12 protein-coding genes and 1 tRNA gene are annotated in these 12,312 nt (G+C 44.1%); all 13 read right to left on the reverse strand.

What is annotated here, in order from left to right; genetic code table 11:
* Positions 1-58 precede the first annotated feature (58 nt).
* Entirely contained in the window at positions 59-325 is a 267-nt protein-coding gene (gene rpsO / locus HMPREF9625_RS10695; protein WP_009534711.1) for a 30S ribosomal protein S15, read from the reverse strand.
* Positions 326-487: 162 nt separating this feature from the next.
* On the reverse strand, positions 488-2,146 hold the full coding sequence (locus HMPREF9625_RS10700) for a bifunctional riboflavin kinase/FAD synthetase (RefSeq protein ID WP_009534712.1): 1,659 nt from the start codon (positions 2,144-2,146) through the stop codon (positions 488-490).
* A gap of 117 nt (positions 2,147-2,263) precedes the next feature.
* Positions 2,264-3,247: a DHH family phosphoesterase gene (locus HMPREF9625_RS10705; RefSeq protein WP_009534713.1), complete on the reverse strand. Its 984-nt coding sequence runs from the start codon at positions 3,245-3,247 to the stop codon at positions 2,264-2,266.
* Positions 3,248-3,352: 105 nt separating this feature from the next.
* Positions 3,353-3,769 carry a 30S ribosome-binding factor RbfA gene (gene rbfA, locus HMPREF9625_RS10710; RefSeq protein WP_009534714.1) on the reverse strand — a complete coding sequence of 139 codons (417 nt, stop codon included), beginning with the start codon at positions 3,767-3,769 and terminating at the stop codon, positions 3,353-3,355.
* A 9-nt stretch (positions 3,770-3,778) separates the two neighbouring features.
* A complete protein-coding gene (infB, locus tag HMPREF9625_RS10715) occupies positions 3,779-6,469 on the reverse strand; it encodes a translation initiation factor IF-2 (RefSeq protein WP_009534715.1) in 2,691 nt (896 codons plus the stop codon).
* Complete coding sequence (locus HMPREF9625_RS10720) at positions 6,459-6,779, reverse strand: L7Ae/L30e/S12e/Gadd45 family ribosomal protein (RefSeq protein ID WP_009534716.1); 321 nt, start codon at positions 6,777-6,779, stop codon at positions 6,459-6,461. Before HMPREF9625_RS10720 ends, infB begins: the two co-directional genes overlap by 11 nt.
* Positions 6,769-7,035 (reverse strand): RNase P modulator RnpM, encoded by a 267-nt coding sequence (gene rnpM / locus HMPREF9625_RS10725; protein ID WP_009534717.1) that lies wholly within the window; start codon positions 7,033-7,035, stop codon positions 6,769-6,771. Before rnpM ends, HMPREF9625_RS10720 begins: the two co-directional genes overlap by 11 nt.
* Positions 7,036-7,061: 26 nt before the next feature.
* On the reverse strand, positions 7,062-8,228 hold the full coding sequence (nusA, locus tag HMPREF9625_RS10730) for a transcription termination factor NusA (protein ID WP_009534718.1): 1,167 nt from the start codon (positions 8,226-8,228) through the stop codon (positions 7,062-7,064).
* Between the two features lie 48 nt (positions 8,229-8,276).
* On the reverse strand, positions 8,277-8,597 hold the full coding sequence (locus tag HMPREF9625_RS10735) for a ribosome maturation factor RimP (RefSeq protein WP_009534719.1): 321 nt from the start codon (positions 8,595-8,597) through the stop codon (positions 8,277-8,279).
* Between the two features lie 189 nt (positions 8,598-8,786).
* Positions 8,787-8,860, reverse strand: a tRNA-Arg gene (locus HMPREF9625_RS10740).
* A gap of 116 nt (positions 8,861-8,976) precedes the next feature.
* On the reverse strand, positions 8,977-10,248 hold the full coding sequence (locus HMPREF9625_RS10745; RefSeq protein ID WP_009534720.1) for a bacterial transcriptional activator domain-containing protein: 1,272 nt from the start codon (positions 10,246-10,248) through the stop codon (positions 8,977-8,979).
* Between the two features lie 76 nt (positions 10,249-10,324).
* Positions 10,325-11,161 carry a 2-C-methyl-D-erythritol 4-phosphate cytidylyltransferase gene (ispD, locus tag HMPREF9625_RS10750; RefSeq protein ID WP_009534721.1) on the reverse strand — a complete coding sequence of 279 codons (837 nt, stop codon included), beginning with the start codon at positions 11,159-11,161 and terminating at the stop codon, positions 10,325-10,327.
* A 33-nt stretch (positions 11,162-11,194) separates the two neighbouring features.
* Positions 11,195-12,232, reverse strand: a complete 1,038-nt coding sequence (gene tsaD, locus HMPREF9625_RS10755) for a tRNA (adenosine(37)-N6)-threonylcarbamoyltransferase complex transferase subunit TsaD (protein ID WP_009534722.1) — start codon at positions 12,230-12,232, stop codon at positions 11,195-11,197.
* Between the last annotated feature and the right edge of the window lie 80 nt (positions 12,233-12,312).

The raw sequence follows: 12,312 nt of genomic DNA on the forward strand, positions 1-12,312 counted from the left end.
CTTTCTCAAAAAAAGCAAAACAGGGCAGAAGGGATAACCCCTCTGCCCTGAAAATATCTTACTTTCTGATACCCAGCTTCTCGATTAAAGCTCTGTATCCGTCTAAGTCCGTCTTCTTTAAGTAATCAAGAAGTCCTCTTCTCTGACCAACCATCATAAGAAGTCCTCTTCTACTGTGGTGATCCTTCGGATTGCTCTTTAAGTGCTCGGTAAGCTCTACAATTCTCTCTGTAAGAAGCGCAACCTGTACTTCAGGTGAACCGGTATCTCCGGGCTTTCTGCCGTACTTAGCAACCAACTCTGCTTTCTTCTCTTTTGTAATCATCTTTTCTCCTTCTTTGAGCCTAAGCTCGCTACTCACGAAAAACGGAACAAGCGTCGGAGTGCGCTTTGCTACGCCTTCGCGTCATAAAAGTTTCTTGGATTTCTCTCTTGTATGAAATCCGTCTGTGAAAAGAATTAAACAATCTCTTCACGAAAGAGTATATTACTGCATTCCCCTCTCAACTGTCAAGGTTTTCTTGGATTTAACACAATTTTCAACGGTACGTAAATCCGCCTTTAACTGCGCTTTCAAAGCATCAAGATTTGGAAAATGCTTTTGCTCCCGAATTCTCTTTATGAAACTTACTCGGATCTTCTCCCCATAGATATCTCTGTCAAATTCGAGAAGGTGACTTTCAATTGTTAAAGGATTTTCCGCGGAAATGCTGGGATTTCTCCCAATATTGGTCATCGCATCATACTCTTCTCCCAGAACCATAACTCTCGTGTAATACACTCCTTCTTCCGGACACAGCTTCCCTTCCTTCGGGAAAATGTTTGCAGTCGGAAAGGAAAGACTTTTTCCTATAGCTTTTCCGTGCACCACACTACCATTTATGCTATACGGTCTTCCAAGAAGTGCAGCCGCCTCTTCCACCCTTCCCTCTTCCAAAGCTTTTCGAATATAGGAACTCGAGACTTCCACTTCTTCTCCGGCAGGGTTTAGGGTCAGAACCTTATCCACTACTGTAAGCTTAAAGCCATATTTTTGCTGCAAACTTTCAAGGAGTTCTACGTTCCCCGCTCCTTTGTAGCCAAAGCTACAGTCCGTTCCCACAACAAGGTGTTTCACTTTCAAGGACTCTATCAAAATGATTTTCACAAAGTCCTCCGGGCTCATCCGGGCTGCCTCCACCGTTAAGGGGTAGAGATATACTTCATGAAATCCCGCATTTTTCAGTCTGGTAAAATGCTCCTCTTCCGTAGAAAGCATATCCTTTCGCCCTTGTAAAAAGAAGCTGTCTTTTTCCATGGTAAAGGAAAGAACGGCAGGCTTTAAACCTTCTTCCTTTGCAATGCCGAAAACAGAGGAAAAAATCTTTTGATGCCCGAGATGTACACCGTCGAACTTCCCGAAGGTCAGCGCTGTCGGAACTTTACTGTATAAAGCGGGCTTCAAGAAGGAGGAAAGATCTCCCTTCTTCATCTCCTTTTCAATTTCGGAAAGTGTCTTACTCTCTTTAAATTGAAATTCTCCGACCTCTTCTCGGAAAAGTGCAGACATACAGGCCTTCGTTCCCAGCTTCTCTCCTATCTCCGTACAAAGTGTACGAATGTAAGTGCCTTTCGAGCATTTTACACGAAACGTAATTCTTTGGTGCTTTTCCCGGCAGGAAAGTGCAGCAACGCTCTCCGGAGCCGTCATAGAAAGAAGCTCTATGGAAAAAATCTCAATTTGAGAAGGCTTTCGCTCTATCACGATTCCTTCTCTTGCCATACTGTAGAGTCGCTTTCCATCCACCTTCTTCGCGCTGTACATGGGAGGAATCTGCTCTCTTTTTCCAAGAAGAGCTTGAAAAGCGGATAGAACTTCTTCTTCCGTAACCGTCCTTTCTTCTTCCGATAAAAGCTTTCCCGTACTGTCTTCCGTATCCGTCTCTATACCAAGAAGCATTTCAGCCCGATAAACCTTCACTTCACTCATGAGGCTTTCGACAAGCTTTGTAGCCTTCCCCACACAAACAAGAAGCACCCCTTCCGCCATAGGATCCAAGGTGCCTGCATGTCCCATCTTCTTTTCATGGAGAATTCTTTTTAAAGCGCGGAGCACGTCAAAACTCGTCATTCCCGCTTCTTTATTGACATTGATGATTCCATCCATAGTTTGTATTATTTTCTCTTAGCTTCTCCCAACGGTATAAAGTCTAACTCATTTTAAACGTGGAGCTTATTATAAAAAATGATCTAAAATTTTTCTTGATTCGTCATAGCCTATTGATTACTGCCTGTTACTTACAAAGTCCGGTGCATCCATCTGCTTTCTAAGCTCTTCGATAATGTTTTCCAAAATGGATGCTGTATCCCCCTTTAAGCTGCAGCCTGCCGCCATCTTATGTCCGCCTCCGGCAAAGTGTGCCGCCACAGTGGAAACATCCAGTGCAGTATTGTTCGAGCGAAGGCTTACCTTATAGGTGTTATTTCCTACCTCATAGAGGAAAATAACACCGTCTACCTCCTTTGTTTCTCGAAGAATGCTGACGATGCCGTCCACATCTTTCTGGTCTACGGAAAAACTGTCCATATCCTTTATACTGAGGGAAGAAGCAAAAATACGCCCCTCCATATAGAGCCTTCCGTCAAGGAGCACCTTTCCGGTAACCTGCTGCTGGTTCACCGTCTTCATATAGAAACTGTCATCAATGATGGAGGAGAAATCAATCCCACGGTCCATACACTTTCCCGCTATTTCCATGGTGTGAGAGCTTGTGGAAGTATACTTAAAAACTCCGGTGTCGTGAATAATACCGGTATAGATACAGGTCGCCACATCCTTAGTAAAATACCGCTCATCCATTAAATCAAAGCTGATTTCACTCGTGCTGGAGGCATCAGGAAGTATCGTATGATTCGGAAACTCTTCTCCGCTGCTTGTGATATGGTGATCAATTACATAGCGCTCTTTCGCATTTTTTGCAAGGCGCCCGTACTCTCCCAATCTTTCGTAAACTCCACAATCACAGATGATTGCCAGGTCATACTCATCTTTTGGGACGTCATGGCGAATCCCGGAGAATCCCGGAAGGTAGGCAAATTTATTATTCGCTTCCATAAGAAACACCGTCACTTCCTTCTCCGGGAACCGTCCTTTGATATAATTTTTCCACCCAAGAGTGGATCCCAGGCAGTCTCCATCCGGACGGGTATGTCCCAATATACAGATGCTTTTTGCATTGCCAATTAGAGATTCCAGAACCTCTTTCATTTTTTCGCCTTTCTATTGTTCCATTTCCCCGGTATTTATTTCTCTATTTGAAATTATAAATTCCGTATTGCTTTATTTTGTAAAGCCATAATCGACTCAAGTTCTTTATTCTTCGTCCTCTTTATAATGATTTTCCTGATTCACCGCTTCTCCTACAGGGCGCGCTTCATCTTCCTCTTTTACCTTGTTGATTAAAGCATCCATACGGGAGCCGTATTCCACGGAATGATCGGGAACAAATTGCAGTTCCGGGGTATGACGAAGATTTAAGCTCCGCGCAAGCTCCCTTCTCAAAAAGCCCGCCGCAGCTTTCAAGCCTTCAATGGTCTTCCCCAGGCTCTCTTCACTTCCGAGACAGGAAACATAGACCTTACAGTACTGTAAATCCGGAGTCAAATCCACTCCGGTCACGTCGCAGAAGGGAGACACCCGGATGTCTTTTACTTCATTACGAATGAGGACGGAGAGATTTCTCCGCACGTCCTCATTTCTTCTTTGGTTTTTAAAACTCTGCCTTTTCAAGCTTCACCTCTATCTCTGTACTTCTTCCATGATGTAAACTTCAATCTGGTCGCCCTCTTGAATGTCAGTATAGCTTTCTAATACAATACCGCACTCCTGTTTGGTTCCCACTTCCTTCACATCATCTTTAAAGTGTCGTACGGAAGCAATATTTCCGTCAAAGAGCTGCTCTCCGTCTCTTGTAAGGCGCGCCTTTGCTCCTCTTTGTACCTTACCGTCCGTAACAAAGGATCCTGCAATCACACCCACACCGGAGGACTTAAAGATCATACGTACTTCGGCATGACCGATAACTTTCTCTTCAAATACGGGCGCAAGCATACCCTTCATAGCAAGTTCAATATCTTCAATTGCCTTATAGATGATGTTGTAGAGACGCACGTCTACATTTTCTCTCTCGGCAATATCTTTTGCTGTAGCATCCGGCTTCACATCAAATCCGATTACGATTGCATTGGAAGCGATAGCCAAGTTGATATCGGACTCATTGATTGCACCTACACCGGAATGGATAACCTTAACCTGTACTTCCTCATTCTGTATCTTCTGTAAGGAATCACGAACCGCTTCCACGGATCCTTGCACATCTGCCTTAAGCACAATGGGGAGATCCTTCAGCTCGCCTGCCTTAATCTGGTCAAAGAGTGCATCGAGACTGACTTTCTTTCTGGACTCTTCCACCATTCTCTGCTTTCCTTCGGAAACGAAGGTATCCGCATAAGCTTTCGCCTCTTTTTCGTTGTCCTTCACCTGGAAAATCTCTCCGGCGTTCGGTACGGAGTTCAGTCCCAAAATCTCAACAGGCATGGACGGAGTAGCCTTCTTGATTCGTCTTCCCTTGTCGTCAATCATGGCACGAACCTTACCGAAGGCGGATCCTACCGCCACAACATCGCCAATATGGAGTGTTCCCTTCTGTACAAGGAGACGCGCAACGGATCCTCTTCCCTTATCCAGCTCCGCCTCAATCACTACACCGTAAGCTTTACGATTCGGGTTTGCTTTTAACTCAAGCACATCCGCCTGAAGAGCAATATTTTCTAAAAGGTTCTCCAATCCTTCTCCTGTTTTTGCAGAAACAGGGCAGCATATGGTGCTTCCGCCGTAATCTTCCGCTACCAGATCGTATGCCATAAGTTCCTGCTTAACCTTATCAATATTCGCAGTAGGCTTATCTATCTTATTAATTGCCACAATAATCTCGGTATTCGCAGCCTTCGCATGATTAATCGCCTCAATGGTCTGCGGCTTAATTCCGTCATCTGCAGCAACAACGAGTACTGCAATATCGGTAGACTGCGCACCACGCATACGCATGGCGGTAAAGGCCTCATGTCCCGGAGTATCTAAGAAGGTAATCACTCTGGAATCCCCGTTTACCTTTACAGATACCTGATACGCACCGATAGACTGGGTGATTCCGCCGTGCTCTCTACTGGTTACATTGGTGTTTCGAATCGCATCAAGAATAGAAGTTTTACCATGGTCAACATGTCCCATAACGGCAACAACAGGCGGACGAGCCTCTAAATCTTTTTCCTCATCCACTTCCGAATCCTGCACCAGTTCCGCAATCACATCAACCTTTTCTTCCATCTCGCAAAGAATATCGTATTCTACCGCAATGTTCTCCGCTTCTTCATAAGAAAGCTCGGTATTTAAGGTCACAATCTGTCCCTTTAAGAAGAGCTTCTTAATGATGTCTGCAGATTTCTGCTTCATCTTATCAGCCAGTTCCTTAATGGTAATTACCTCAGGCAGGGTAATGGACTTAATTGTCTCCTCCACCGCCTTCACTACTTCCGGCTTAATAAAAGCACCCTTTCCGGTCTTCTTTGCCTTTACCTGGTCATCTCTCTCGTAAGACTGGGTTGCCCCGTACTTATTCTGCTTTCTCTGCGCTCTGTTCTTCTGGGAAATCGTTGCCTTCTCGTTTTCAAAGCTCTTATTGCCGTAAGTCTTCTTTACAGGCTTTACAGCATCGTGCTTCACGCGGCTCTGCTTCTCCACAATTTCCGGTGCAAAGGATTCCACAGCCGGTTTTCTTCCTGCAGGCGCTTTTCCTCTTCCGTCAAAGGGCTTTCTCTCACCATCTTTGGAGAATCCGCCTCTCCTATCGCCGTCTTTTCCGAAATCCTTATTAAATCCCGATTTTCTATCTCCCTTAAGAACCGCAGGAGCTCTGCCCTCTGTCTTCTCTCTTGAAGCACTTCTCTCTTTTCCTTCTTTGGAAACGGCATGTGCAACAATACCGGAAAGCTTATTTGCCTTCAGCTTAGCCGGCTTTTCAGTCTCTTCCGCTTTTTCCTTCTGCTCTTCCATTACTCTCTTTGCAGCTTCTTCCGCTTCACGCTTTGCCGCTTCTTCTCTTTCCTTGGCTTCCTTTAGAAGTCTCTCTTCTTCCAGCTTCTTCTCTTCCTCAGCCTGTTTTTTCTGAATGGCGTTCAAAGCCTTAAGCGGTGTAACTCTTGCTGTTCCGGGAGGAAGCGGCCTTCCGTTCGGAGACTTCTTATCCTCCTCCTTCTTCAACTCTTTGGCTTCCTTTACCTTTTTTGCCTTATCGGAAAACTTACCGCTAAGAGGGTGATTCTTATGGTTTACAGAATTTTGGGAATGGAAAACCACCGCCAACTTTTTCTTCTTAACGGTTCCTTCTTCCTTCTTTTCTGTACTGCCTTTTGCCTTATTCTCATCTAACATCCGCATTCCCTCCATTCATAATACCGATTATTCTCTTCCCGAAGCCTTCATCCTCTATAGATAGAGAAGAACGCATTTCCTTACCGATGATCTTCCCCAGCTCATCCTTAGTCCCAAATGTATAAAAAGGGACTTTATAATGCAAACAACTGTTACTGAACTTTTTTATCGTATTGTCCGAAGCATCTTCAGCAACAAGGACCAGTCTTGCCTTCCCGCCCTTTATGGACTTCTCTGTGGAAAACTCTCCGGCCTTTATTTTTCCGGCTTTCATCGCCAGTCCGATATATCCATAAATTCTATTCTGCAATTTCTCTGATTTCCTCCCTTAGCTTCGCTAAGCTTTCTTCGGAAATATTTTCCTTGAAGGCTCTGAAAAAGGCCTTTCTTTTTTCCGCTTTTTCCAAGCAAGAAAGCTTTGGGCAAATGTAAGCCCCTCTCCCGTTCTTTCTTCCGCTCAAATCCAGAGAATAACTTCCATCTTCCTCTCTCACTATGCGAAGAAGCTCTTTCTTCGTTTTTTTCTCATTGCAGGCAATACAGGAACGTAAAGGTTCTACTTTCATTTTTCCTCCGGCTTCATACTCGAATCTTACTCTTCTTCCTCATAAGACTCGCCGTCTTCATACTCTTCTTCATTGTAAGCATCTTCATCATAGCCTTCATCATAGTTCTCTCCGTCGCCATGATAATCAATCCCCATCTCATCAAAGATACCCTGCTCCTGAGCCTGGGACTCCGACTTGATGTCAATCTTATAGTTGGTTAACTTTGCGGCAAGGCGGGCATTCTGTCCTTCTTTACCGATAGCCAGAGACAATTGATTGTCCGGCACAATAACCAGCGCATCCTTATTGTCCTGATCCGCAATAACGGCGATTACTTTTGCGGGAGATAATGCATTCTCAATAAGATAAGCCGGGTTTTCGTCGTAATTGATGATGTCAATCTTCTCGCCTCTTAATTCCTCTACGATGGTATTGACACGGTTTCCGTTTAAACCGACACAAGCTCCAACCGCATCCACATCTTCATCGTGAGAAAGAACTGCCATCTTGGTACGGGAGCCAGCCTCTCTGGCAATAGCCTTGATTTCCACAATCCCTTCCTTAAGCTCAGAAACCTCATCAAAGAAAAGCTTCCTAACCAGCTCGGGATGGGTTCTGGAAAGCATAACCTTCGGTCCCTTGGGATTGTCCTTTACTTCTACAACGTAGACCTTGATTCTCTGATTCGGAAGAATCTTTTCTCCCTTAATCTGTTCTCCGTCAGCAAGATAACCGTCCACCTTGCCGAGATTCACAATTAACGCTCTTCCTGTATCCTTTTCCACCACACCGGATACAACCTGCTTTGCCATGGAGTAATATTCTTCAAAGAGAATCTTTCTTTCCTCTTCTCGAATCTTCTGTACGATAACACCCTTTGCATTTTGCGCAGCAATACGGCTAAAAGACTTGGAGTCAATCGGCACTTGAACGGTTTCTCCAAGAGAATAGCCGGCATCCACCGCCTTGGCATCTTCCAGGCTGATTTCCGTGCTTGGATTTCCCACGACCTCTACAACGGTCTTTTCCGCATAAAGCGAAAAGGCTGCCGTTTCCGGATTCATACTTACGCGAACATTGTCTGCAGATCCGAAGTGGTTTTTGCATGCTGTCTGTAAGGACAGCTCAATTGCCTCGATAATCGCCTGCTTGGAAATCCCCTTCTCCTTTTCCAACATATCCAGTGCCAATCGTAATTCATCATTATTCATTGCTTTACTCCTCTTCTTCCATTTGTAGAAAGACCTTCATCTATATCGTTATTCTTCCGTATCCTCTGTTGCTTCTTCTATTTCACTATCCCAATCCTCCGATTCTCCGGAAGGATTGTCTTTAAAGCCCAAAGAGCAGACTTCTAAAATATATTCTTCCTCAATAAAATCTTCCTTATCCAACCACTTGGACAGTCTTCTGGAAACCATAGCACAGTCATTGACTGTCATATCCTCTTCATCACTTCTATAGATAAATGCTCGAAGATAGTGGGTTCCCGCTTCCTCTGTGAAAGTTACGCTATCTAAAACATAACCCATATCCGGAAGGATTTCTTCTAAATAACTCGTTGTTCTCTCGATTTCCATGCCATTCTCCATTCAAAAAGACTTTCGCTTTATCGATTTTGCTCTTTATCATTAAAAGGAGCAAGCCAATGCTTGCCCCTTCTCCAGAATCAATAAAATACCGTTACACTCTAGCATATTCACAAAATAAATGCAAGGTTTTTTCGTAATAAATGCAAAAGACTCTTCTTTCGAAGAGTCTTTTTTCTATGCGTGCGACAGGATTCGAACCCACGACCTTCTGGTCCGTAGCCAGACGCTCTATCCAGCTGAGCTACGCACGCTCAAGAAATGCAAGAGTTATCTTATCAAATCGTGAAATCCATGTCAAGCACTAAGTTTATTTTTTTCTGCTTGATTTCTTTGTTTTTCCCTTTTGAATTGGAATCCGTTTTGAATCTTATTCCTCATCTTCTCCCTGCTGGCTCCTGTCCAAAATTCCCGGGATTTCAGCAAGCGAAACAATACGATAGCGAAACTCTGCTCTGGAACCGGCAAGCTCTTTTACTCTTCTGGAAAGTCGCTGGTAAATGATTGCACAGTCCTCTCTCTTCGTTCCAATCAACAGAATCAGATACTGTGAAGAAGAGTACTTCGTATAAACGTCACCCTTTCTTAAGCCCTCGGAAAGAGACTGCTGCAGAATCTCCGCCCTTGCGTTCAACTTCTCCTGATTCTGAATGGGCTTTCCTTCATAGTCAACAAGGGTACAGAGCATCATAAAGATGGAAGAACCTCTTCGTTCCAAGTTTCTTCTAAGTACATGATATACGTCAATAAAGCTGGTAAATGGACAGAGATAGGCTCCAATCTTCCTTGTTCCCATCTCGCTCTTCAGCTTTTCGTCCTTTCGAATGATGTTGGCCTGAATCTGACGAATGTCATCCGTAACCACTCTTACATTGTCTGACAGCCTTTCATAGCAGGAACGAAGAGCATCGGGAATGGGAACTTCCAACTCATCCTGATAATAATGCGCACACTTCGTATAAAGCTCATACGCCGTCTTATACTCTTTTCTCAAAATCAGAGCATCAATCATCTCGATCTGCCAGCCGTTGTCAGGGTAGATCTTGTTTGCCTTATCATATAAATCAAAAAGTGCCTCGAAGTCTTCCGCTTCCTTATAGTGCTTTCCCAAGAAATCCACTACATCATCGTAAAGTCTCTTTAAACGAACGCTCTCTAAAATAACCCAGTAATCTGTTGCAAACTCGGGAAGCAACTCTCCACCATAAATTCCGAAGGCCTTCTGATAATAGTAGAGTTTTTTATCGTCCTTCTTCTCGCTTTTTGCCTTAAGGCAAACATCTTCAAATTCCTGAACATCTAAGATATATTCATAATCCGGATTGTTCTCGGGTGCATACACCCCTCTTTTTCCGTCAATAATCTTTCTTCCCGGCATCCCGGCTTTTTTTAACTGGGTTCTTGCCTGATGAAGTAAATTGTTCAGACTGTTATTCTCATCTAAAAGAGACTTATGTCCGAAAATACCGTCAATCAAATCTCTTTTAGAGACTCCGCCCATTCCTCTTAATAATACAATTTCGGTCAGCTTTAAAAAATTAGCCTTGCTATTCGACCCCAAATCTAATTTTTCGTCTCCGACAGTTATGGAGAACCCGCCCAGCATCTGCACATAAATTTTAGTTTTCTTTTTCGTTTCCATAATGATCCTTCACCAATTTATCAAGCTTCCTACTATTCTCCTGTTATTTTAAGATTAGTCTTAAAGAAAGTAAAGTTTAAAATGGAAAAAAATTTTTATGTTTTTCATTCAAAAAGCGCAAATCTTCTTTTACTGTAATTTTAATATTTTCCTCTTCCCCTGCAATGAGACGAATCCTCTCCTTTGAAAATTCTTCCACAATCATAGCATCATCCGTAATTTTGTCTTTCCACTCCTCTCTTCTTGGAAGAAAACTTTTAAAAGCCCGAGAAAGAACTTGAAAATCAAAAACCTGCGGCGTTTGTACAGCGTAGAGTGTTTTTCTATCCAAACTTTTCTCAACAACTCCATCTCGCTCAACTTTGATTGTATCCTTCACCGGAATACCGGGAATAACCGCCTTAGAATATTGCAATTCCTTATACAGGTGTTCCAGTAAATCCTCCGTAAAGAAGGGACGCGCCGCATCATGGATAAAAACATAGTTTTCCGGCTTTCCCTTTTCTTCTATAAAATGAAGAGCTGCCGCCACCGAATCAAAGCGTTCCGCACCGCCTTCCACAATAGAGATCTTCTTCTCTTTTCTCCAGCCTTCTTGCTCCACGAAGCCATCTACCGTTTCTTTATCTTCCGCTCCCACAACAAGAAGAACCTCTTCACAGCGCAGCCAAGAAATAAAACGTTCCACGGAAGCACAAAAAAGAGGTTTTCCACAGAGGGGCAAAAACTGCTTTTTTTCTTCTGTATGCATTCTTTTTCCGGTTCCCGCCATAAGAATCACGGCAGTAACCGACCTGTTTACTGCTCCATTCTTCTTTTCCTTTTCTATACTTTCATTCTTATCTTTCCGTGTCCTTTTGTTCTCTTCTTTCTCTATTCTATCCGTTTTTCTATCCTCTTTTTCTGTTTCCATCTCTCTCTCCGGCTAAAGCAAACTCTTCTCGGTTTATGGCTTCTCTTCGTCTTTCACTTCTGATAAAGAAAGAGAGGGATAGGCGTTCACATCATGCCCTGCAAAATTTCCCTTCTTCCACTCATGATAGGCCGCCGCCGCAATCATGGCCGCATTGTCGGTACAAAGTATCAGCTTCGGACAGAAAAACTCCATTCCTTCCTGCTTGGCCTTTTCCTCCATCTTCTCTCTCAGCTTTCCGTTTGCCGCCACCCCTCCGGCAATGGAGAGTCGATTGATATGAAGCTCTTTACAAAGAGCGATTGCCTTCTCCGAAAGAACCTCCGTAACATTTTCCTGAAAAGAAGCGCAAAGATCCGCTACACGCACCTCTTCTCCCAGCATTTTTTTTCGATTCATTTCATTTAAGACTGCCGATTTCACACCGGAAAAGCTGAAGTCATAGGGAGCGTCCTCCATCTTCGCTGTTGGAAAATGATAGGCATGAGGATTCCCTTCTTTAGCCATTTTCTCAAGCTTCGGTCCTCCCGGATAACCAAGCCCCACCGCACGTGCCACTTTATCAAAGGCTTCTCCTGCGGCATCATCTCTGGTCCTGCCGTAAATTCGTATTTTCCCGTAATCCTCCACAAGAAGCAAGTGGCTGTGTCCTCCACTGGCTACAAGGCAGACAAAGGGCGGTTCACACTCCGGATTGGAAATAAAATTCGCGGCAATATGTCCTTCAATATGATGCACGGGAATAAGCGGTTTCCCAAGGGCAAAGGCAAGGGCCTTCGCCTCTGAAACACCGACAAGTAAAGCGCCCACAAGACCCGGTCCCACCGTAACCGCAATGGCTGTAAGTTCCTGCATGGAAATCCCCGCCTCTTTTATGGCAAGCCGTATAACTTCATCTATTTTTTCCAGATGGTTTCGGGAAGCAATCTCCGGAACCACCCCTCCAAACTCGGCATGCAGAGCTACCTGGGAAGAAATCACATTGGAAAGCACTTCTTCCCCGTTTTTTACCACTGCAGCCGCCGTTTCATCACAGCTTGTCTCTATTCCCAGTATCAAAACATCTTCCATTTGCTTCTCCGCTTCTCTTAGCCTTCCTCATTGACTCTACTTTTCTTTATTCCTAAACATCCCTTTTCGCTTTCATAGGT

Origin of the sequence: Oribacterium parvum ACB1 (genome assembly GCF_000238055.2) — a bacterium.
In the GTDB taxonomy this organism is placed as follows: Bacteria; Bacillota; Clostridia; order Lachnospirales; family Lachnospiraceae; genus Oribacterium; species Oribacterium parvum.